This window comes from Microcoleus sp. D3_18_C4, from assembly GCF_036702355.1.
Lineage (GTDB): Bacteria > Cyanobacteriota > Cyanobacteriia > Cyanobacteriales > Microcoleaceae > Microcoleus.
The window spans coordinates 1-23,525 of record NZ_JAUBTF010000086.1 but is presented as its reverse complement, the minus strand read 5'-3'; the positions used below and the strand labels follow the sequence as shown (position 1 = coordinate 23,525).

At 45.4% G+C, this 23,525-nt stretch carries 18 protein-coding genes; 7 read left to right on the top strand and 11 right to left on the bottom strand.

Annotation, left to right across the window (positions count from 1 at the left end; translation table 11 throughout):
• Positions 1-85 precede the first annotated feature (85 nt).
• Positions 86-241: a hypothetical protein gene (locus QUA90_RS27605; RefSeq protein ID WP_333390416.1), complete on the bottom strand. Its 156-nt coding sequence runs from the start codon at positions 239-241 to the stop codon at positions 86-88.
• Between the two features lie 87 nt (positions 242-328).
• Positions 329-1,246: a carbohydrate ABC transporter permease gene (locus tag QUA90_RS27600; protein WP_445242854.1), complete on the bottom strand. Its 918-nt coding sequence runs from the start codon at positions 1,244-1,246 to the stop codon at positions 329-331.
• A gap of 15 nt (positions 1,247-1,261) precedes the next feature.
• Here QUA90_RS27600 and rpsF point away from each other — a divergent pair, with 15 nt between their 5' ends.
• The 4 genes from rpsF to argJ all read left to right on the top strand — a co-directional run bounded on the left by rpsF (position 1,262) and on the right by argJ (position 4,396).
• Positions 1,262-1,597 carry a 30S ribosomal protein S6 gene (gene rpsF, locus QUA90_RS27595; RefSeq protein WP_015176119.1) on the top strand — a complete coding sequence of 112 codons (336 nt, stop codon included), beginning with the start codon at positions 1,262-1,264 and terminating at the stop codon, positions 1,595-1,597.
• A gap of 830 nt (positions 1,598-2,427) precedes the next feature.
• The gene (locus QUA90_RS27590) at positions 2,428-2,622 is read left to right on the top strand and encodes a hypothetical protein (RefSeq protein WP_015176120.1); all 195 of its coding nucleotides are present in this window, start codon (positions 2,428-2,430) and stop codon (positions 2,620-2,622) included.
• A 61-nt stretch (positions 2,623-2,683) separates the two neighbouring features.
• A complete protein-coding gene (locus QUA90_RS27585) occupies positions 2,684-2,824 on the top strand; it encodes a hypothetical protein (RefSeq protein ID WP_015176121.1) in 141 nt (46 codons plus the stop codon).
• 330 nt (positions 2,825-3,154) lie between these two features.
• Positions 3,155-4,396, top strand: coding sequence for a bifunctional ornithine acetyltransferase/N-acetylglutamate synthase (gene argJ, locus QUA90_RS27580; protein WP_333448487.1), 1,242 nt, complete (start codon positions 3,155-3,157; stop codon positions 4,394-4,396).
• 319 nt (positions 4,397-4,715) lie between these two features.
• Here the strand turns inward: argJ and QUA90_RS27575 are convergent, their stop codons facing one another.
• The gene (locus tag QUA90_RS27575) at positions 4,716-6,029 is read right to left on the bottom strand and encodes a hypothetical protein (protein ID WP_333448486.1); all 1,314 of its coding nucleotides are present in this window, start codon (positions 6,027-6,029) and stop codon (positions 4,716-4,718) included.
• A gap of 60 nt (positions 6,030-6,089) precedes the next feature.
• On the opposite strand from QUA90_RS27575, the gene QUA90_RS27570 reads away from it, so the two are divergent.
• Complete coding sequence (locus QUA90_RS27570; RefSeq protein ID WP_333448485.1) at positions 6,090-6,284, top strand: hypothetical protein; 195 nt, start codon at positions 6,090-6,092, stop codon at positions 6,282-6,284.
• Here QUA90_RS27570 and QUA90_RS27565 read toward each other — a convergent pair.
• From QUA90_RS27565 to QUA90_RS27540, 6 genes are all read right to left on the bottom strand, one after another.
• Complete coding sequence (locus QUA90_RS27565) at positions 6,281-7,501, bottom strand: alanine racemase (protein ID WP_333448484.1); 1,221 nt, start codon at positions 7,499-7,501, stop codon at positions 6,281-6,283. The genes QUA90_RS27570 and QUA90_RS27565 overlap by 4 nt on opposite strands.
• Positions 7,502-7,734: 233 nt before the next feature.
• A complete protein-coding gene (locus tag QUA90_RS27560; protein ID WP_333448483.1) occupies positions 7,735-9,468 on the bottom strand; it encodes an asparagine synthetase B family protein in 1,734 nt (577 codons plus the stop codon).
• The gene (locus QUA90_RS27555) at positions 9,469-10,092 is read right to left on the bottom strand and encodes a DUF3859 domain-containing protein (protein WP_333389236.1); all 624 of its coding nucleotides are present in this window, start codon (positions 10,090-10,092) and stop codon (positions 9,469-9,471) included.
• Positions 10,093-10,366: 274 nt separating this feature from the next.
• Positions 10,367-11,086, bottom strand: coding sequence for an HAD-IA family hydrolase (locus tag QUA90_RS27550; RefSeq protein WP_333324388.1), 720 nt, complete (start codon positions 11,084-11,086; stop codon positions 10,367-10,369).
• A gap of 169 nt (positions 11,087-11,255) precedes the next feature.
• Positions 11,256-13,169 carry a S9 family peptidase gene (locus QUA90_RS27545; RefSeq protein ID WP_333448482.1) on the bottom strand — a complete coding sequence of 638 codons (1,914 nt, stop codon included), beginning with the start codon at positions 13,167-13,169 and terminating at the stop codon, positions 11,256-11,258.
• A gap of 178 nt (positions 13,170-13,347) precedes the next feature.
• Positions 13,348-14,541 carry an NAD(P)/FAD-dependent oxidoreductase gene (locus QUA90_RS27540; RefSeq protein WP_333324392.1) on the bottom strand — a complete coding sequence of 398 codons (1,194 nt, stop codon included), beginning with the start codon at positions 14,539-14,541 and terminating at the stop codon, positions 13,348-13,350.
• 540 nt (positions 14,542-15,081) lie between these two features.
• Between QUA90_RS27540 and QUA90_RS27535 the strand changes: the two genes are divergently transcribed.
• Positions 15,082-18,153 carry a PAS domain S-box protein gene (locus tag QUA90_RS27535; RefSeq protein WP_333448481.1) on the top strand — a complete coding sequence of 1,024 codons (3,072 nt, stop codon included), beginning with the start codon at positions 15,082-15,084 and terminating at the stop codon, positions 18,151-18,153.
• Positions 18,154-18,256: 103 nt separating this feature from the next.
• On the top strand, positions 18,257-18,682 hold the full coding sequence (locus tag QUA90_RS27530) for a DCC1-like thiol-disulfide oxidoreductase family protein (RefSeq protein WP_333324396.1): 426 nt from the start codon (positions 18,257-18,259) through the stop codon (positions 18,680-18,682).
• Between the two features lie 41 nt (positions 18,683-18,723).
• Here QUA90_RS27530 and QUA90_RS27525 read toward each other — a convergent pair whose 3' ends face one another.
• Both QUA90_RS27525 and QUA90_RS27520 read right to left on the bottom strand, forming a co-directional pair.
• Entirely contained in the window at positions 18,724-19,149 is a 426-nt protein-coding gene (locus QUA90_RS27525; protein ID WP_333219933.1) for a hypothetical protein, read from the bottom strand.
• A 266-nt stretch (positions 19,150-19,415) separates the two neighbouring features.
• Positions 19,416-23,402: an ATP-binding protein gene (locus QUA90_RS27520; protein ID WP_333448480.1), complete on the bottom strand. Its 3,987-nt coding sequence runs from the start codon at positions 23,400-23,402 to the stop codon at positions 19,416-19,418.
• Positions 23,403-23,525 lie beyond the last annotated feature (123 nt).

Here is a 23,525-nt window from a genome sequence, read left to right as displayed (position 1 = left end):
CGTTTTTATCAACAAGGTATGCGGGCCGCAACCCTTATACAGTCTATCTCGTAGACCTCTTTGTCACCCCCCCAGGTTTGATTCCTCAAACTTCCCAAGAGTCGATATCTCTTTCGCCAGCTAGGTGCGATCGCAATTTTTGCCAGTCTGGGGCATCGATCGCATTTGCAAAAGCGAGGATAATATCTGCAACCGCAGCGCAGTTAACAATCCAGCGGATTTCTGGCAGTTCGTACATCACAAATAAATTTTGTGAGTTTTGAGTTCAAAAGATTTTAATTTTTAACCGCAGAGGAACGCGGATAAACGCCGATTTTTTGTGCTGATTCTATCCTTTGACTCCCGCCGCAGTTTCTGTTGGCACAATGTATTTTTGCAAGAGCAAAAATAGTCCTAAAACTGGAACAATAGAAATAATAGAACCCGCCGCAACTAAACGCCAATCTAAGGAAAATGTCCCCGCTAAATTGGCTACCCCTAAAGGTAAAGTGTAATATTCCGGTCTGTCTAAAACTAGCAGTGGCCACAGAAAGTCGCTCCAAGAACCGATAAATACGAAAATTCCGAGAGTGACTAAAGCTGGCTTAATTGCCGGAATCATGACGTGCCACCAAATGCCTAATTCGCTGCAGCCGTCGATGCGGGCGGCTTCTTCTAGTTCTTTGGGAACTGCTAGGAATGCTTGTCGCAATAAAAATATGCCGAAGGCTGAGGCTAGTCCGGGAAAGATTACGCCTAAATAACTATTTTTGAGTCCGAGTTGTACTGTCAATATGTATAGGGGAATCATGACTATTTGGAAGGGAATCATGATTGTGGAAACGATCGTGATTAAGATGGCTTCGCGGCCGCGAAATTTGAGTCGGGCTAAGGGGTAAGCGGCGAGGGCACAAAAGAGGACGTTGATGCTAACTGTGAGGCCGGCAATTAGGGTGCTGTTGAACAGGTAGCGGCCGAAGGGGTTGGTTTGCCAAACTTTGATGAAGTTTTCGAGGGTTGGCTGTTGTGGCCACAGTTGCGGGGGAAATTGAAAGATGTTTTCGTTGGGGGATTTGAGGGAGGTACTGAGCAGCCACAGCAAGGGAAACAGCATTAAAAGTGCGATCGCGCTCATGATGCTGTACGTCCACAGGGTTCTCCACGGCGAGGGAGTGTTGTTTGGGGAATTTGGTTTTTTAGTTTTGAGATTGTTCATTGTTGGGATATGATGATAAGTCCTTGCTTCGTGAGAAGCCTTGTTGTCCATAAGGGGATTATTGCCATGAAACCGTTTATTTACGAAACTATGTACATTCTGCGCCCTGATTTGGGTGAAGAAATGACAGACCAGGCGATCGCTAAATATCAAACTATTTTGCGCGATCAAGGTGCTGAAAACATCGAAACTCAGCACCGCGGCAAGCGCCGTTTGGCTTACGAAATCGGCAAGCACCGGGATGGAGTATACGTTCAAATGAACTATACAGCTCCGGGCGCTGCAATTTTTACCCTGGAGCGCGCGATGCGTCTGAGCGAAGAAGTGATTCGCTATTTGACGATCAAGCAAGATGTGCCAGATGCACCTGAAGCTGAAGCTGAAGCTGAAGTTGCCGAGTAGCATTCGTGTCAACTTAAGGTTTTCTTTAGTACCAGTCTACTGTTTGACGATTAGGGCAGCTTACTTCTCGGCCCCGGCACGCCTTTTTTAAGGGCTACGCTGTATACACAACTTGAAAAACTAACGTCAGAGTCTTTCGCTCCCCCTGGCATTCTCCTGAAAAAGACGCTAGGGGGATCTCTGGAATTGTGGGTACAGCATAGTTTTTTAAGGGCGGGACTTGATGTTAATTGAAATTATAGGTGAATGGGCGATTGTTTTTCTAGGGGAGGACGATCGCTCTTTTTTTTGGGGAGGCTGCTGGGGCTTAATCTATTTTTATCAACAAAGAAAGCTGGCTTTTTGAGGATGGCGAGGGCGATTCACTTAGCCCAACTCTATTATCTAGTTGACTACAAAAAACTTGACTATGCTTGAGCATAGCTGCTTAATCATTGTAAATCTAATTGTGATTCGCTACTTATTAAATTTACTGTTAACTAAGGCAAATTCGAGTTTCTTGAGAGGCAAAATTCTGCATCTATAACTCTGAACCAAACTATAAAGTTATTTTGGTCACTAGCAATTACGTAGTCGCTAAAAAGTGGCTCTTAGAAGACGAATATGGTCAAGTTTTGCCAACTGCTGCTTGAGGTTGGGCCTGAATCCACGAGCCAAAGCTCGATCGCACTCCCTGCTACCTCGATCGAGATTCTCGCCCCATAGCCCAATTATAAAGTTTTGTGACAATTTTAATTTGGTAGCTTTAGATACAGAATTGTCTGTTATAGTGATAGAAGAGAAGAAAAAACAAGCCCAACATTAATCTAAAGAATACGGAGGAACCGCATATGTCTACTGAAAATCAAGCTCGCTCTCTGATGATGCGCCACCACCAACTGGTGAAGAACCGGCAGCAATCCATGCTCAACCGCACCGCCACCGAAGTCGGCATGGAAGATACGCACTACTGGGGTCACATTCAAGGCAAACCGCAGCCCAGCTTTCAAGCCAGTTACGATCGCAGCCACGCCACTATGAGCTAGGCAAGCTCAATTTCGACAATTGTCTACGAAGTTATTACCTATAATTTGGAGAAACTCAGTTATGTCAACTCAAGAACAAGCCCGCAACCTGATGATGCGCCATCAACACGTCGTTAAAAACCGTCAGGAATCCATGCTGAGCCGTGTGGCTGCTGAAGTTGGTTTAGATGCTGGTTCTCCAGCGAGTATTGATCGCAAATAACTTCTTTTTTCAACGGCGAGATAGTTGAATCGAGTTTGTTGTTTGCTAGCTAAAAATTAATAATGTCAATTACAAAACCATCGCGACTTCTTCTTGAGTTCTAACTCTAGATTGGAAGCCGCGATTAGTTTTATGGGGAATTGGGAATTGGGAATTGGTAATATCTCGCTCGTACTGCTTGTATAGATAGAGAGCCGTTTGAGCAAAGGGTGAGCTAAACGAGAGTTGGATAGCCTCAAAAGTCTACATCACAAACAATAAAAGAGGTTTGTGCCGATAAACTTGATATAATCCCCTTTCAGCAGATTGAAGGCTACTAGGGAGGTCATCATGTCGGACTGGAAAGAAATTGACGGCGGAGTTACAGCACCCAGAGGGTATCGAGCATCGGGAATTACAGCGGGCTTGAAGCCTTCAGGCTTGCCAGATTTAAGTTTAATTTTGTCAGAGGTAGACGCGATCGCCGCCGGAGTCTTCACAACCTCCACTGTCCGGGCCGCTTGTGTGGACTACTGCCGCCAGCGTTTGCAAGCTAAACCCAGCGCCAAAGCAATTTTGTGCAATGCGGGACAAGCTAATGCTGCTACTGGCGAACAAGGTTTGGCAGATGCCCTCGAAAGTGCCAAATTGTTGGGAGAAGCGCTGAATATTCCTCCAGAATCGATTCTTTTGGCCTCCACTGGCGTCATCGGACAGCGGATTAAAATGGAACCGCTGAGGGCGGGAATTCCCCGATTAGTTGCTGAGGCATCGGAAACTGGTTCCGATGCGGCGGCTAAGGCTATTTGTACGACTGATTTAGTGCCGAAAACGATCGCCCTGGAAACCATGTTTGGCGATCGACCCGTCCGCATCGGCGGCATTTGCAAAGGTTCGGGAATGATTCACCCGAATATGGCAACAATGCTGGCATTTGTAACTTGCGATGCAGCAGTGTCATCGCATTTGTGGCAAGAAATGTTGAGTCGGGCGGCTAACAGAAGTTTCAATCAAATTACTGTTGACGGCGATACCAGTACCAACGATTCGCTAATTGCTTTGGCGAATGGCCAATCCCGCACACAGGCCATTACGGAAATGGGGGCAGATGCTGAAAAATTAGAGGCGATGCTGACAGAAGTTTGCGTACATTTAGCAAAGGCGATCGCCCGTGACGGCGAAGGTGCAACTTGTTTGGTAGAAGTGCAAGTTAGTGGCGCGCTGGATGAAGTTTCTGCGAGTAAAATTGCTAAAACAATTGTCGGTTCTTCTTTGGTGAAAGCTGCTATTTTCGGACGCGATCCGAATTGGGGCAGAATTGCGGCGGCGGCTGGGCGCGCTGGTGTACCTTTCGATCAAGAGAATTTGCGGATTCAATTGGGGGAGTTTTTGATGATGGAAAACGGACAACCTAAAGAGTTCGATCGCGCTGCTGCGAGTAATTATATGAAAGCGGCTGCAGAAGGCGAATATTTGAAGGCTGATACGGTTGTAATTCAGGTTAGTGTCGGGAATGGCAGCGGTTTTGCGAAAGCTTGGGGATGCGATTTGAGTTACGACTACGTAAAGATTAATGCGGAGTATACGACTTAAATAAGTCCGGGCGGTTAGAAGTCCGGGCGGTTAGAAACCGCGCCTACACAAACAAAACCAGACGAGAGAAAGTTGAAGGCAAATTTCACACAATTTAAACTAAAATCCCCCCCGTGGGGGGAAATTAAAAAATTTGAAACCTTTACTCACCAAGTTAACATCAGCTTTTTTGCTCCTCATTTTAAAATCGCTGAAGCCCTTACCAATATCAGCTTTTTAGGATTTTAACAAAAGAGCGCTAAAAATCTTATTCAGACTAAGTTTCAAGACTTTTTAAGCTTATTATTAATAAGTCTAATATAAAGTTTGAAAACACGCCCTAACCAAAACTATCGGAGACAAACACATAGCCGCCGCCATATCCAACATTATCATCCACTAATATTAAGCCCTCGTTACCCTGCGGATCGCCACTCTGAGCAAGTCCATAATTGACCACGCGCAACAACCGCTGCGGCGTAAACGATTCTAATTCCACAAAATTGCCTGCCTCCAGCCATGCTAGTTCTTCTGCTGTTAAACCTTGCCTTACAGCGTCGGGTAATTGACGGGCGGTTTGTGCAATTGTTTGAGATTGCTGCACAAACATATCACGGGTTGCTAAGATTTGACGGGGAGAAATTCCCAAATCAAAAATCGTGACGGCTTGATTTGCAAACCAGTTTGGACTGGTTCGTAATTGATGTACTAAACTAACTCCAGCAGGGTTCGCATTGTGCAGTGCATACACTTTTAAATCGGCATTACGGCGCAGCATTTCGATTACGGTGTTGAAGATGCTTTGGGGATAGCCACTAATACTAAGAATGGCGCAGTTGTTTTCAAAATGGACGTTGTTAGCGATGAGGAATTGAGCTATTTCGTCGCTGTCACAGATAATTGCGCGATCGAAGCTGTAGGCGCTGACTTCGCGATCGATGGTGGCGGGCAAAGCCTCTTGACGAGCAGCAGGGAGCAGTTTTTCTAATGTGCCATTCACTGTTTGCCAGCGTTGCAGCCACTCATTAGTCTGGGCTTGATTAACGAGCAATATTTCACCCGTTATCTGTGGGCGATTTTTTTGTGAAATGCCCAGCCAGTAGGAAAATAGCCCTAGTGCAGTCGCTGCGATGTATCCTGGGAAATAATTAAATATCAAACTTCCTGAAATGCCCATCACTAAAATAATTACCCCTAAAATCTGGAGGTTTTTAGCATTAGTTCTTCTGTGGCGACTACCTTGTTCAGGAGATTTGCTGTAGTGGTAAAATAGCCATATCCACATCAAATTGTAGAGAGCGAAGGGAATAATTAATGCAAATTCTGAGGGAAAAATAGTAAGAGCGAAGGGAATGCCGAAGGTTCCCGCAAATATAAGAAAAAAGAAGTAGAAAAAAATCCAACTGGTTTGTGGGGCGCGAGATTTAAGCTTTTGGTCAATAAAATACAAAAACTGTTTGTGCGTAAAAAACAACATATTTTGGCTCGAAATATTCTCGATCACCTTTTTGAAAAAGGGATCGGTGAATGCCAACTTTTTATCAATGACGGTATTGGGTTCAAAGACAAACGGATGGTTGCACCGTTTACAGCGACCGCTATTCCTGGTACGATCGCTCAAAATGTTGTCGGTATTACACTGGACGCATTTCATTCCCATTTCGGTTACTCCTGATTGATTTAATGGATTTATATTGTTGACGGTTGTTTTGGAATGATTTTACCGCAGAGGCTGCAGAGGGCGCAGAGGAAGAGAAGAGAGATAATAAGTAGAAGGAAGAAGGAAGAAGGAAGAAGGAAGAAGGAAAAAGGAAGAAGGAAGAAGGAAGAAGGAAGAAGGAAGAAGGAAGAAGGAAGAAGGAAGAAACTATGCCCAATGCCCAATGCCCAATGCCCAATGCCCTATTAAAAGATTTGCCCGTTTAACAAGATAGAATAGTCTTCTCGCTGTCGAATTAATCGATCGCCCTTAGCATCAATCAACACCTCAGCAGGGCGGGGGCGGTGTAGAAAATGCGACGACATCGCATAGCCGTAAGCCCCGCAATCCAAAATGGCGATCGCATCTCCAATTTTGAGTTTCGGTAGCCAACAATTACGCCCCAAATAATCCCGCGAATAAGTTGTGTTGCCGCAAATATCGGTTTCATGTCGCGATACATCGTCGGTTTCCCAAGTTGCGATCGCCCGATAGCCACCGTGCACCGCAGGCACCGATAGATTTGATACAGTCGTATCCACCCCGACAATTTGCCGCGCGCCCAACCACTTCACCGACACAACTTTCGCAAGCAAAACGCCACAACCTGCGATCGCCGATCGTCCCGGTTCAATCACCAATTCGATCAGGCGAGATAGCGCACTCAATCGTTCAGTAATCGCCGCACCAAACTCCCGCCAGTCAAACACCGCACCGCCTCGATAGGGATAGCCAAAACCACCGCCAAAATCGAGGGTTTTCCAATCGGGTAACTGTTGGGCGATCGCAATTAGGCGATCGATCGCCTGCGTAAAAGCACTCGTGGCGTTCGTTCCTGTCCCCCGATAAAAATGCAATCCGGTAATCCTCAACCCCTGCTGCTGCGCGATTTCGTTGGCTTTCTCGAATTCGGCGGGACGCACTCCAATCCGACTGTCTCCCGTCAATTCCGGTGAGTTGAGGCGCAGTCCAATTTCGGCACTGATCGATCGCGGTTGACTGCGCGAATATTCGCAAAAATCTTGGAGTTGCGACAGACTATCGAAATTGAATCGATGGATTTTCCATTCAATCAATTGCTGAATATCCGCCCTGTTGAGGTTACTGCCGGTGTAGACAATGCGATCGCTCGTAAAACCCGCTTTCAGCCCCAAAAAAACATCGCCCGGTGTATTCGCGTGTAGCCCCCAACCAGCTTGCTGAATCAATTGCAACAGAGCAATATTGCCGTTGGTGACGCTAGCAAAATGAAACTGAACGTGCGGATAGTCGATCGATCGCGTAATATGCTCAAGAGTCTGACTGAGGATCTCGGCCTGATACACATATAAGGGCGAACCATAAGTTGACAAAAGTCGCTGGGCTAATGCTTCCGAGAACGGCGGCGAATGTATTTTGGTTTCATTCTGTAGCAAAGATTCAGTCATATTAAATCCGTTAGTATAAGAATGATAAAATCGATTCAACAATTAATAATCACGAATTGTGTAACCGGAATCAATCTCATTAATCTGCGTTAATCTATGTTAATCTGCCCTCATCTGCGGTTAAAAAAAAGAGAATTTATTAACCGCAGATGACAAGGGATAGACGCGGATTTACGCAGATAAAAACAAGAGAGATATGAAGAATGCCGATGCAGCGCGGATTTGAGATGAGTTCATTCTAGCCTCCTGCGATATTTCCAAATGCGTTGTCCGATCGCCGGTGGCAACCAAAACACATGATCCAGCGATCGCTTGCCCGGAATTTCGCCTAAAACCTCGGTTCGCCATGCCTGCCACATCAGCAGCAGCCAGAGATTATTGCCAATATAGCGATCGCGCATAGCAACTCCGAGTTGTCCCGATAACATTGAGTCGGGCAAATAAGGTTGCCAGCAATTTTGCGATCGCAACAGATTCGGATTCAGCCGATCGCCGATCGCAGCCCAAAACTCCCGGTAATACCAAACCTTCAACGGCACACCCATCCCGCGCTTTTCCCGCCAGACAATTTCCGGCGGCAGCCAGCGTTCGGACGCTTTTTTGAGGATGTATTTTTCGCACGCACCTTGCAGCAGCAGCTCTCCTGGCAGTTGAAACGTCCATGCTGTGAGGTCGGGGTCGCAGAAGGGCGATCGCACCCACAAACCGCAAGCAAACCCCAATGCCGTTGCCCTCGGCTGAATATTTTGGGAACCTTTGAGCATTAGCGAAGCCCGCCGCAGCCTCGCTAGCAGGGAAGGACAGGTTTCGGGATCGATCGCGTCTTGCAGGTAAATGCTCAAATCGTGAGACTCGATGCGATCGAGCATTTCCGGCGTAAAAATCTGTTTTTCATAACCATAAAATCGCTGAAACGTCCGCAAATACTGCTGTTCAAAGGTTTCTTTTCCCGCTGGATGTTCTGCACTGTAAACTCCGTTGGCAATCAAAGGTTTATTCGTCCATCCAGCAAATAGCTGATCGCCATTCTCGCCATTGAATACAACTCGCACGTCTTGCGCCGCCGCCTGTTTGAGCAAAAACAGCGCAGCCGTCGTGCCATCTCCATAGGGTAAATCGAGGGCTTTGGCGGTTGGCCCGATCGCCCGCAACACTGCATCGCCCGTCGCCGCCACTCGGATCAGCGGAATCTGGAAAAAGTCGGCAACCTGTTGGGCGTAGGGCAGTTCGGAATAGGCTTCGACACCAAAATCGAGGGCATAGGCGCGCACTTGCAAGCCCGCTTTGACTAGCAGCGCCGTCACTAGGGAAGAATCGATGCCACCGGAGAGTAAAACGCCTACGGGTTCGTCGATCGGCAAATCAGCCACTTGTAGATCGATCGCCTGTTGCAAAAGCGCTTGCAATTGTGCGATCGCCTCGTCTTCACTCCGCAGTAATTGGGGCGCTTCTTGCCAAGCTGAAGGCAGCGATCGCACTTTCGGCAGATTGTTAACATCCGCTAATTGCCAAATCATCTCGGTTCCGGCTGCTACCGATGCAATTTGCTCGATCGGCGTTAACGGCGTGGGCACGTAGGAAAAGCAAGCATAGCTGTGGAGGGCGATCGGGCTAATTTGAGGGGAAGCAATCAGCGGTAGCAGCAATTGCATCCGCGTCGAAAACCAAATCGTTTCTCCCAACTGCATCCAGTAAAGCGGCACTCGCCCAAACGGATCGCGCCCCAGCCTTAGCTGTTTCGCTTCTACCGCCGCCCAAGCATCTCCCGGTAAATCGGTTGGCCTAAATCGCCCGCAAGCATTCAGCGTCACTGTGTCAGCCGTGAGTACAGATGCAGAGGCGATCGCCCACTCTGATAATTTGCCCTGCCGAATGCAGTAATCTGGGACTAAACGGCTGAGCGTTTTTGTGCGATCGTTGAGTCCCCAATAGCCGATAAAATGTGAAGGTTTGTCGATCGCACCCATCTATTTCACCGTGAAAGGTTCACTGCTGATGACGCGCCCATCCAGGGACATCCGAACTTCCCATTTGCCTGGGGCGGCAGCAGATCCGAGATCGTAATAGCAGTGGGTATTCCAAACCGCAGTATTGATCGTGCGAGTTTGATACCTGCCCTGATGCACAGTTTGACCGCTAGAATTAATCCAGTCGCATTGTAAAGACAACTCACGACCGATCGGAGCATTTTGCAACGTCACCTGGTAGTAAACGCGGGGATTGATTTGACGGTTGACTTGAGTAAGGCTGTCACCGCCCTTTTGAGATAGGGCAATTCGGTCTTCTCCTCCCACAACTTGAGCAGTTTTTTGTTGCTGATTTTGCCCGAACAGCACGCCTATACCGATCGCAGAAATGACAACAACTGTCGAGGCGATCGCGATCCAACGGTTGCGTCGCTGCTGTTTTTCTAGGACTTCGCGGCGGCGCATTTGAGCGATCGCATCTTCTAAAAGCTCATCAGGAAGATTCAACTCCCGTAAAATTTCTCTTACCTGATCCGGGGCCAATTCTAACTCGCGCTGCTGCGATAACTTGTCGATCTCAGCGATCACCTGTGCTAATTGAGTTTGAGTAAGTCGAGGTTCCATAAAGTTCTTTCCAGTTAAAATTAGATATATAAATCACCCCTCTCTTCTCTTCCTCTGCGCCCTCTGCGATCTCTGTGGTTAAATTATCCATATTATTCAATAAATAGCTCTCAAAGTCAATTCATAAAAATCATAACCTTGACCTCATAAAAATCATATTTATAGGACTTAGCATGGGTGCCCAGAAACCGGGGCTTTTTACAAAAATACTTCCTTGCAACCCGCATATTAGGTAAAAAACCAAGTTTCTTTGTCCGAGTGAATAAATCCTGACTTATATAAAATCCAGACTGGCAAATTCCTCAACTTTTTGAGACTCCATTAAAAAAGGCAGTTTGCCTAAATCTAGTTTTTCCTGTTGGCGATTCAACCAAATTGCGTTTAATCCCGCCTTTTTAGCACCACAATAATCTGCTTTAAAGCTGTCGCCGATATGCAACACATTCTCGGCAGTGCAGTTGTGCTTTTGTAAAGCAGTGGTAAAAATTTTAGAATCGGGTTTTGCTGCACCAACTTCGGTGGAAATTGTCACTGATGTGAAATATGCAGCTAAATTTAGTGCTTTTAATACTGCATAAATTCGGGAATCGAAATTCGATACTACTGCTAATTCAATTCCTTGTTGCTGCCACTTATTTAATGCTGGCAATACGTCGGGATAGACGAACCAAGGTTCGGCGGTGGCAAAATGAGCGTAAAGTTCCACAAAGAATGTGGAAAAGTCTGAAAATTGGTGGAATATGCCTGCTATTTGGAATGCTTTTGCGGAAACTGTTTGCCACCACTCAAATTCTAATTGGGGAATTTTTGCTGCTTCTATCCCTGGAAATGCCATCGGACTTGCTGATGCGAAGCTTTGGAAAAATGCTGCATTTAACTCTTCACTCTTAACTGTTACTCCAAAACTATTGGCTAGTTTTCCGTAGACTTCGCCGACGCTACCGCGAACGTCAAATAGTGTACCTGCGGCATCTAGAAAAATAATTTTGGTCATTTGAGAAGAAAAAGGGAAGAGGAAAGAGGACTTATCGCACATCCGGTTGCATCGGAATGATTTAACCACAGAGAACACAGAGGAAAAGAAGAGAAGAGAAGAGAAGAGAAGAGAAGAGAAAAAAGATTTGAATGATTCCTTCTTTCTTCTTCCTTTTTCCTTCTTCCTTCTAATTAGTTGTTGGCGGATTCACCACACCAGAATGATTGGCAATGTTGCCCGCAGGTTCAAATCTGCCTCCTAAATATTTGGCTAGGAATTCTTCGGCGATCGCATAAAAGTGCAGGCGATTTTCTGGTCGCGCAAATCCGTGTCCTTCGTCTGTATAAAGCACGTATTCTACAGGTTTGCCGGCTTGCTTCATGGCATTGACAATTTGCTCGCTTTCTGCTTCTTTGACTCGCGGGTCGTTAGCACCTTGGGCGATTAGTAAAGGTTTCTGGATGCGATCGACAAAAAATAAAGGCGAGATCGATTTCAGAAACTCTGGTTCTGTTTCCAGATTTCCGACGCGGTGATACAGACTTGCTTTTCTCGGTTCCCAGTAAGGGGGAATAGTTTGCAGCAGTGTAATCAAATTGCTCGGCCCGACAATATCGACGGCGCAGGCAAAAACATCGGGACTAAAAGTCAATCCCGCTAAGGCAGCATAACCACCGTAAGAACCGCCCATAATCGCAATTTTATCGGGTTGGGAAATTCCTGTTTCTACAAGCCAATTAACCCCATCTAGCAAGTCGTCGTGCATCTTAGCGGCCCATTCGCGATTGCCGGCATTGAGAAAGGCTTTGCCGTAGCCGGTGGAACCGCGAAAATTGATTTGCAAAATGGCGTAACCTCGGTTTGCCAGCCATTGGGCTTGTGGATTGTAACCCCAGGTATCGCGGGACCAGGGGCCGCCGTGAACCAGCAAGACTGTCGGTACGGGCGTTGAGACACCAACCGGTTTTGTCAGGTAGCCGTGAATGGTTAAACCATCTCTTGCGGTGTAAGAAATGGGTTCCATTGATGATAGCGGTAGCCCTTCGAGTTTGGGTTGGTTGCTGAACAGGAAGGTGAAGGTTTTGGAGGCGCGATCGTACACATAGTAGTAAACTGGGCCGTCGTCTGTCCTGTAAGCGACTAGCCAAGTGGTATCGGCGAGGTTGCGGCTGGTGATGGAGAATTCGCCGGGGCGGAATTTGCCGAGCTCCTCAAAATCCTCTGCTATGCTTTGGTCTAAAATCTGCCACTCTTGCTTGTCCTTGTAGAAGGAAACCGCCTGAATCTCTCGCTTGGTGGGGTGTACGACAATGCCGCCGACATCGTATTCTGGGTCTGAGGCGAGATCGGTTTCTTGTTTGGTTTCTAAGTCTAAGGCGATCAAACGTTCGGCGTTAGCATCGTGATTGCCCATGATGTAAAGAATTTTGCCGTTTTCTGAGAACATGACGGCACCGCCTTCCTCATCGGGCCCCCACCTTCGCAGGCTTTCCCAAGACTTGTCGGCAGTTTCCCGAAACACCAATTCTGATCCGCCGTCGGCAGTTGTGGCTGTGGCCGCCCGCACTTGAAATTCGCCGTCAGCAGTCCAACCGACGATGTTACCTGGGTTTTCGGTGTCGAGTTCAACGGCACCGTTTTGCAGGTTGATGCGGTAAAGATCGTGTTTGCGGCGATCGCGGATGTTCATTCCCACTAATATTTCATTGGGGAATTGGCGGTCAAAGGCGATCAGATGAGCTCGAACACCTTGAAATGCTGTCAAATCGCGAACCAGGTTTGACTGGATATTGACTGAGAATAAATGCCATTTTTCATCACCATCAATATCTTGCTGATAAATGAGCTCTTCGCCGCTGTAAGTCCAGAAAAAGATGCGGATGCCGCGTTTTTTATCGGCTGTGAGTTGGCGGTCATCTGCTTGACCTACGGTACGGAGTCGCACTTGCAAGACGTTGTTTTCGTCGGGTGCAATGTAGGCGAGATACTTGCCGTCGGGTGAAAGTTGGGGGCGGGTTCTTTCAGGATTTCCGAACAGAATCTCCCGCTCTATCAACGGTGGAATTTCAGTTTTTGGCTTTTGAAATGTGGAATTTTGCATTTTTTATCGTGCCTAATATTCTCTGAATCTACACTCCGACAGAAAAAACCAGGTTTTTACCAAATATGCGCGTAGTAGTGAAGTATTTTCGTGAAAAACCCGGTTTCGGAACCGCCCTCATAAGTCCTACAATCAATAATAAACCGTCAACTGTCAACAGTTAACAGTCTACAATCAACTAACTTTTAAGCAAATCCTGAATCGGTTTACTAATCCAATTGAAACCAACTTTTAGTTGATGGTCAAATGTTGGCATCCGATAGAGATAAGCTAAGCGGCGAGCAATGTGCGCTAGTTGTCCGTCGAGTTTAATTCCTAAACCGGCCAGGGTGGCGTTGTCATTTCCTAATGTCATCATTTCTCCTAGCGGCTGATAGCGGAAAGGAAGTAATGGGCGGCCGGTGAGGGAGGCCCAAATGTTCCAGGCGGTGTAGTCAGCTTGCTGAAAGGCTGTTTGGGCTGTTCCGGGGACTTTTTGATTAGTTGCATCGTGACATTCAGCTAAGTCTCCCAAGGCAAATATATCTGGATGGTCGATAATTTGCATTTGCGAATTGACTATTAATTGACCGCGGCGGTTTTGTTTGAGGGGTAGCGATCGCACTGCTTGACTAACTTGAGTTCCTACTGTCCACAAAACTATGTCTACGGGTAGAACATCTAATTGTCCTTTGTAAAGTAAGGATATTGTGTCCGATCCGATCGCCTCTACTTCTGTTTCTAAGTCGATCCACACTTGCCGTTTTTCTAAAGCTTTGCTGGCGGCTTCGCGGTTAAACTCCGGCGATGTCCGCAGAATCATGTCGCTTTGCTCAACTAACCGCACGCGACCTTTTTCTCCGAGTCGATCGGCTAATTTACAAGCTAATTCTACTCCCGAATAACCGGCGCCGACGATCGCAACCCGAATTTTGTCGTTGTTGCTGGCTTCTAAAAACCGCAGTCTTTCTTCTAAGCGGTATGCGTCGTCGAGAGTGCGAAATGAGTAAGCGTATTCAACGGCACCTTTGACCAGATCTAGGGGGGTTTCGCCGCCTAAAGCTAAAACCAGGCGATCGCACGGAATTTCTGGCCCGTCGTGCAACTGCACTCGCTTTTGCTCCACATCGATGCCGGAGACAGTACCTTGACAAAAGCGCACGCCTGTGGTTTCCAATAGTTCGGCAAATGGTGGAGCAATTTCCCAGGTTTGGAGTTCGCCGGTCACGAGTTCGTAGAGCAGGGGAACGAACAAAAATCGATCGCGGCGGTCAACTAGGACAATTTCTGGTTTTTCGGTTTTGGAGAAGGGTAACTGACTCAAGCGCAGGGCTGTGTAGAGTCCGCCGAAGCCTCCGCCGAGAATACAAATCCGGGGTTGTTGTTGAGTCATGGTGTTTTGTTTGAGGGGCTCACGGTAGCAAGGAAACTTATCTTATTCTAACGAGAGTGAGGGAGTGGGGAAGGGGGGAGTGGAAGACTGGGAAAATGGGAAAATGGGAAAATGGGAAAATGGGAAAATCTTCCATCTTTCCCTCGAACCTCAACATCCATCTGTTGAATCCGTTAAACTCACACCTAGAGCACCATTCTCAATCAGCTTTTTATGGGCGGACTCTTCGGCCCAACCCCTACTCCCCATAAGAAAATGCACTTGTTGTGGAACAGGCCGGAAAGCCTGTTAAGCGAGAATGGTGCTCTGGGCGTGAGTGAAATCCATTAAAGCCGTTAGACAATGCGTTTCCGAACTGTTTTCTATATCTATAGCCTTGATTAGCTTTACCTATTACTCGCCCTCAAATTTTCTGAAGGTTCGCAGAACTAATTTTGTACTATATTAGTTTATAATGAATAATTTCGCACATTAAATTCACTTTTTATAGGGTCATCTACTCTACCACTTGCCCCCGCACTCACAAGTGAAAAACAAACCATGCAAACTTCTTCCAATTCTTCTAAATTTAAGAACGGCGATCACAATAACGAAGACGACTCATCTTTGTTAAAAAGCGAAGAACGATATAAAAATTTAGTAGCTAATATTCCCGGTGCTGTCTACCGCTGTACCTGCGAGTATACGGAGGACGGGGAATTAACACGGACAATGGCGTTTTTGAGCGAGGCTGTTCAAGAAATATCAGGCTATCCCTCTTCTGATTTTATCAACGATCGCGTCCGTTCCTTGGCAAGCATTATCCATCCTCAAGACCGGAAAAAGGTGGATGCTAGTGTGAAAAAAAGCGTAGCAACCAGAACTTCGTACATCCTTGAATACCGGATTGTCCGGGCGGACGGCGGAATTAGCTGGGTTTACGAAAAAGGCAAAGCTATTGGCTGCGAGGCGGAGGAGGGTAGAGGAAAACAAGAAGGACAAGGGGAAATTGAGGGCTTTTTGTCGGCTGTGGTTTCGCCGGTATCGCAGATCGCAAATTCTCTGTATCGGGTTGTCTATCTCGACGGAGTGATTTTGGATATTAGTGAGCGAAAGCGCACTGAAGAAGACCTGCGAAACACTCAAGATTTTCTGAATGCGGTACTGCAAAATCTGCCAGTTAGCGTCTTTATTAAAGATGCTGTGGAACAAAGATTTATTTATTGGAATAAAGCTAGCGAAGAATTGTTTGGCTATTCGAGGGATGAAGTGCTGGGAAACAATGCTGCTGAATTGTTGGAGCCAGAGCAGGCTAATTACTTGCAAGCACAAGATTTAGAATTATTCGCAAGACACAAAGGCGTCGATTTGCCAGAAGAAATCATCCAACTTCCGCGCCGAGGAAAGCGAATTTTGCACACTAAAAAAGTTCCTTTGTTTGACGATTCTGGCGCGCCTAAGTATATTCTGGGTATTGCTCAAGATATTACGGAAAGCAAAAAAACAGAAACAGAATTGTCGCGCTTGGCTATTGTGGCTCAAAAAACGCAAAATGGTGTGATTATTACTGATGCTCAAGGCTGCATTGAATGGGTGAATGAAGGATTTACTCGGATTAGCGGTTACGTGCTGGCAGAAATGCAGGGAAAAAAACCGGGTGATGTGCTGCAAGGCCCTCAAACAGACCCCCTAACTATTGCTCAACTGCGATCGGCTTTGGCAACGGGACAGTTGTTTAATCAGGAAATTTACAATTACAGCAAGGATGGAAAGGGTTATTGGGTGGCGCTTTCCATCGCTCCAATTTTTCTAGAAAATGGGGAACTCGAAGGTTTTATTGCGGTGCAAACTGATATTACCGATCGCAAGCAAGCAGAGGCAACAGTCAGGGAAAGCGAGAGTTATTATCGCTGCATTGTCGAGACGGCTTCGGAGGGCGTTTGGATGTTTGACAGCGAAAGTATCACGACTTTTGCTAACAGCATGATGGCCGAAATGCTGGGGTATACTGTGGAGGAAATGCTGGGGCGATCGCTATTTGAGTTTATAGACTGCGACTCTAGGAAAATAGCAGAAAGTTACGTGCAGCGCAGGCGGGAAGGCATTCGCGAACGCCACGATTTTAAGTTTACTCGCAAAGACGGATCTCACTTGTGGGCGATCGTGTCGGCGACACCGATGTTCGACGCTGAGGGCAAATTTTCAGGCGTGTTGCGGATGATTACCGATATTAGCGATCGCAAACAAGCAGAAGCCGAATTGCGCCAAACTCTCAAAGAGTTGGAATTTGAAAAATTTGCTTTGGATCAATCGGCAATTGTCTCGAATACCGACGAATTCGGAGCCATTACCTATGTCAACGATCAATTTTGCGAACAATTTAAATATTCCCGAGAAGAACTGATCGGCAAAACCCACAGACTTGTAAATTCTGGCTATCATTCAGCCGATTTTTTCAAGCAGCTTTGGTCAACCATCCGCCAGGGAAAGGTTTGGCGAGGAGAAATGAAAAATCAAGCTAAAGACGGTACATTGTTTTGGTTGGATACTACGATTGTACCGTTCTTAAATACGAACGGCGAACCCCATCAATATGTAGCAATTCGTAAAGATATTACCGCTCGCAAACACGCAGAAGAAGCGGTGCAGCTTTCCGAAAGTCAATTGAGGACTAAAAATCAAGAATTGGCAAAAGCCCTGCGGGACGTGCATAAAACTCAAAGCATGATGGTTCAGAATGAAAAAATGGTAAGTTTGGGGCAATTAGTCGCTGGCGTTGCTCACGAAATCAACAATCCAGTTAGCTTTATTTACGGCAACGTCATGCACGCTGACGATTACTTTAAAGACTTGCTAAAAATGCTGCAACTTTACCAGCAGGAATACCCGCACCCAACACCGGCAATTAAACAAGAAATAAATGATATCGATTTGAATTTTCTGCTCAGAGATTTGCCGAAGCTGTTAAATTCGATGAAAATGGGAGCAGAGCGAATTCGCCAAATTGTGCTGTCACTGAAGAATTTTTCGCGATTAGATGAAGCCGAACAAAAGCAGGTGGATATTCACGAAGGGATTGAAAGCACTTTGTTGATTTTGCAGCACAGGTTGAAAGAAACGGCAGGGCGTCCTAAAATTGTGCTGATCAAAGAGTTCGGCAATTTGCCCCGCGTACAGTGTTATGCAGGACAGTTGAATCAGGTTTTTATGAATATTATTGGCAATGCAATTGATGCTTTGGAAGAGGCAATGGAGACTGGACAGTGGGCAGAGGGACAACTGGCGCCTATTCCTTATTGTCCTTCACCGACGCTGCGGATTTGTACGGATGTAAAATATGAACAGGATGCTTTGATGCAAGCCGATTCTGCTGTTTCTGATGATTCAATGCGGCATCCTTCTCATATTGTGATTCGGATTGCTGACAACGGGCCAGGGATTCCGATAGATGTTCACAAAAGGCTGTTCGATCCGTTTTTTACTACGAAAGAACCTGGTAAAGGTACTGGTTTGGGGCTGTCTATCAGCTATCAAATTGTGGTGGAAAAACACGGCGGGCAGCTTAAGTGCGATTCTGCACCGGGTCAAGGCACGGAATTTGCGATCGAGATTCCTGTAGTCAGTAGTCAGTAGTCAGTAGTCAGTAGTCAGTAGTCAGTAGTCAGTAGTTATTTACTACCAATTACCTATTCCCGATGCCCAATGCCCAATGCCCAATTCCTTATTCCCCATAACCATGAAATATAACGTAATTTATGACGGCAATTGCAATCTCTGCGTTACCTTGGTACAGTTACTAGAAACCTTAGACAAAGGCCAGAATTTTGAGTATATTTCCATGCAAGATTTAGAGCAATTAAATCGCTTTGGGATTACGTCTCAAGACTGCGAAATGGGGATGATTTTGATAGATGGCAACACCCCAGAACGTCGCTGGCAAGGCAGCGATGCGGCGGAGGAAATCGGACGGATATTGCCTGCTGGCGAGGTGTTTGTGGCTGCTTATCGGGCAATGCCGGGGATGAAGTGGATGGGCGATCGCGTGTACGAACAAGTCCGCGATAACCGCTATACTTTGTTTGGCAAGCGATCGACTACTTACAAATCTGTTTATCCGGTTGGCTGTAGGTCGATCGACAATTGCGATAATAGCAACGACTAAAGTCCTTAGTACAAACAGGTTCGCAGTGAAAACTGAATTCCTCAAAAAGATTGATTAAACAAATCGAATATCTGCTGGCAAAAGTCTTTGAGTTTTTGCGCCGACTCCACCGCAGGTTCGGTTTGGCCGAGAAAATTCCAATTTTCCACAGTAGAAAAGTGCCACTGCTGACCGCTATGATCGTAACCGGCTGCCTCAACTCCGATCGCCCGCCGATACCCTTCCACCGGATCTTGGTAAAATCGGATTTGAATCAAAATGCTGCGGCTTTGCAGCAAGCGGCTTCTACCGGGAAAATGGAAGCCAATGTCGATGGAATCTGGATCTACAAGTTCTCTGGTATCCTGGTCATTCATCCAAGGTTTCAAATCGACTTTTGCATCCGGGAATTCGGACTTGAATAAATTAACAACCGCAGCAATTTTGCTGGCAACTTCTATATTTTTGGCTTGTTCGGCAGCGTTCACTCGAAAAACTCCTATCAAATATAGTTATTACATTTAGCTAATAATGTAACTGCATACTGCCGAATGTAGACTGTGAACAGCGGACTTTTTCAGAAATAATTAGGCATTGACAAATTTTCATATATGTGTTGTGCTGTTTTTATCCGAGTCTCGCTCCCCCTAAATCCCCCTTAAAAAGGGGACTTTGAGCAGGCTCTTGTCCCCCCCTTATTAAAGGAGGTTAGGGGGGATCTGCAGGTTTTAAAACACGCCATAGTTCCATAATTTTAATTCAGGGGAAGGGCGATCGCAAATTCCGAACCTTCTCCCAGCACCGATTCGCAAGTTAGTTTACCGCCGTGGGTTTCTTCCACAATTTGCCTGCTGATAGACAACCCCAAACCCGTACCTTTTCCTACTCCTTTGGTAGTAAATAAATGGTCAAATATTTTCGACTTGAGTTCCGATGACATCCCTTGACCGTTATCTTTGATTTTAATCACCACGCTGTTGTTATCCTCCGAGACTTGAGTGATAATGGCGATCGTATTCGGTAAAGCTTCAATTTCAGCGTAAGTGCGACCTTCATTGAATTCGTCAAAACACTCGATCGCATTTGCCAGCAAATTCATAAATACCTGATTCAGTTGCCCAAAATAACATTGAACTGGCGGGATATCTCCGTATTCTTTGATAATTTTAATCGCGGGGCGAGTATCTTTAGCTTTCAGACGATACTGTAAAATCATCAAAGTGCTATCGATGCCCTCATGAATATTTGCTGACACTTTATTCGCACTGTCAGCGCGGGAAAAAGTCCGCAAAGACTTGCTAATATTGCGGATGCGGTCTGTACCTGATTTCATAGATAAAAGCATTTTCGGCAAATCTTCAATCAAATATTCTAAATCAATCTCCGATGCTTTATCCTGTAATTCATCTCCAGGATTAGGAAATTTTTCTTGGTAAAGTTGTAAGCAATCAATCAAATCTAAGCTCGCCTCAGCAGCAGCATCAAGATTGCCCGCAATAAAACCAAGCGGATTGTTAATTTCGTGAGCCACCCCTGCAATCAAGTTGCCGAGAGCCGACATTTTTTCGCTTTGAATCAGTTGCAGTTGCGCCTGTTGCAATTCATTGAAAGATTTTTCTAACTGTTGAGATTTTTCTTTCTCGCGCGCGTACAAACCAGCATTTTCTACAGCAATAGCAACTTGAGAAATTAACACTTTGAATACTTCTACTCTCTCTGCTGTAAAAGCTCCTACTGTCAAAGCATTTTCTAAATAAATTATTCCGCGCCCCTGAGATTGATAAATAATCGGCAAACAGAGAATTGATTTGGGTTGATATTTGTGAATGTAGGTATCTACATTAAAAGGTTCGGCGACAGTCGCATTGTCTAAAACTAGATGCTTTTGACTGCGCTGTACGTAATTAATCACAGACAGGGGTACATCTTCACTATTTTCTAGGGGAATAGAGGGTAAAAGTGTGACGGTATCCTCCCCATGAGTGCCAGTAGCTTCTATGCAGAGGATATCGTTTTTCAGCAGCAGTAGCACTACTTTTTGAGCCGCCGCATTTTCTAAAATAATTTTGATTAATTTGGTCAACAATTTTTCTAGAACAATTTCACCGTTAATGGCTTCCGCCGACTTAATAAAAGTAGCTAAGTTTAATAAATCGCCTAAACTACTACTGGTAGTATTTCCCGTGGCAGTGCGGGTGACATCGAGAGTTGGGGTTGGAATTGTGCGCGTCTGTGCTGCTAAGAAAGGATGTGTTGATTCTAAATGTTTAACTTTAGCTATGGCTCCCCAATGGATATATCCATAATAGGCTTTAGTCAGGTATGCTTGAGAAACTATCTCTTTACCCAAACCTTGATAAAATTCTCCCGCTAATTCATAGGCTAATGCTTCCTCTTGAATATAACCGTTTTTGGCAGCTCCATCAATTGCGCGATCGTACAATTCCATTGCTTGGGTATTTTGCCCCAACACTCGCGCTGTTTCCGCTGCTACTAAGTCGTATTTGTGTTGATAGTTCATCGGAGCATGAACTGCCCATTTTTTCATCTTCTTTTGGTTTCGCAGCACTTTTTCCAAATATTGCTTTTGTTCCCTTTTGCCAGTTGCTGGATACAAAGCTATGATACTGAGAGAGGAGTAAAAATTATTCAGAGCAACCACATCAAATCCGGCTACAGACTCCTCATGTTTCTCAAATAACCTTGAATTTTCTAATGCTTGCGCGTAGTTTCTGAAGATAAAATTAAGCTGAGTTTTGGCATTATAAACCAACCCAACTAAAAAGAAGTTTTTACATTCTATTAAAATGGGGAGCGTTTTAACTTCATTAAATCTCTCACCGACTAAATGACAGGGTTCGACAGCTTGACCGCGCAAATTGAGGCCTGTCTGCCTAGCTATACTTATATACTGTACAGCCATTTCAAGTTGAGATTGCTGCATTAGTTTCATATATTTCCCAGTCTCCTGATCCACCAAATCTAGAGGATCTCCTATCGACAGTTTGTTTAAGCAATATGCACCTATAGCATAACCAGCAAATTCCAAATCTCCAGTTTCCATCCCATTTTTAAAACCTTCTTTGAGATCGCCTAATCCGGACTTGAGAGCGGCTTTCCAGTGGTGAATAAAAGAACCAAATGTTGCATAAACTCTACTTTTGATTGAACGGGAGGGAAATTTGTCTAACAGCCTAATTGCCAGTTGACCGAATTGGTATGCCAAACTAATGTCCCCTAACTTGCACATAACTACGCCATAATAAACGTAGGCAATACTTGCATAAGGCGAATTACCGTATTTAATACACAGCTTGACCATCCTAAATGCCAGCAGCGGTATCAGTGGGGGTTTTGCCTGAATAGCACTGCTGAGAATCCCTGATAAAATCCGCATGGCTGCTTTTTTTTCGGGATCAATCATTTCTGGCAAGTTAGCTAAATCCTCAATTCGTTTCAATCCCAACCTCAGTTTGGTATTACTCAGTCCCGCCATAATATGTAGCGCGTGGGGATTTTGAGGAAAAGAAATGCCTAACAGTTTCAGCACCTCTAGTCCTGTATTGAGTGCTTCTACCACTCTATTTTGAGCGTTATAAGACTGAATTTGAAGTTCATAAACATTCACTTTTTCCAGTAAGCTTTTAGAATTTTGAAGTACAATGTCAACCATCTTTTTTGAAGCTTCATAGTTAATATTTAAGTATTCAGCTTCGGCTGTTGACTCGTAAATTGCTAACGTTAAGTCATAGTGGCTTTGCCAAGAATCCGCAGGCAATAATTCCATAGCGACCCGCAAATACCTAACAGCAGCTTCATAGGCAGCAGCCGCTTTTGCCTTGTGTCCAGCAGTTAAATTTAATTGTGCCAACTGAGTTTTTTCTGACTGTTGGCTAATCGTGTCAATTCCGACATTCAATTGATTGACGATATCAAAGATGTTTTCTTCTAGCTTGTCGGGGGGAGTATTCTGTAACAGTAATTGACCGATTTTTAAATGGGTGGATTGCTTTTGGTCTTCGGGAATTAGCGAATAAGCCGCTTGCTGAACGCGATCGTGCAAAAATCTGTAACTAACCCGCGAAGTGTCTAACTTAAGATTGATTGATTCGGCTCGATCGAAAACTAAAGGAATGCGATAAGCATTGCTCAAGGGCAGAATTAACCCGGCTTGCAAAGCTGAATAAAGTTCAGTTGCTGTCGTATTAGCTGACTTTTCGCTAACAAGTGACAGCACATCTAGAGCAAATTTATCTCCCACGCAAGCTGCTAGCTTCAACACTTCTTGCGTGGCTGCGGGCAGCTTTTCAATGCGAGAAGCTACCAGTTCCACCACACTTTTATCGGTGATTCCAATGGCTTGGATTTCATCTATACTCCAATACCAACCACTTTGATTTTCCTCATTTGTAATGTGATTAAATTTAAATTTTAAAAGAGAGTCTTGATAAAGTGCTTGGAGTAATTGAGTCAAGAAAAAAGGATTGCCGCCCGTTTTATTCCAGATTAAATCCGCTAGATTGGTTACTTTTTTTGTGCAAGTGTTAAGTGTTTCAGTGACTAATTCCGTCACTTTTGCTAAATCCAGAGGTTGCAACACGATATTGTTGACTCTTGTACCAGTTTTTTCAATTTCTTCTACAGTCTGAATTAAGGGGTGGGTCGGACTAACTTCATTGTCTCGATAGGCACCGATTAGCAACAAATATTCCTGGTCAGGGTCAGTTATCAGTATTTGCATCAACTTTAATGTTGCTGAATCTGCCCACTGCAAATCGTCTAAAAAGATAACTAGTACAGCTCGGCGTAAATACACAGACTATTAAACAGCCAAGACTTTACCCTTGTATGTCCACTTAAAAGG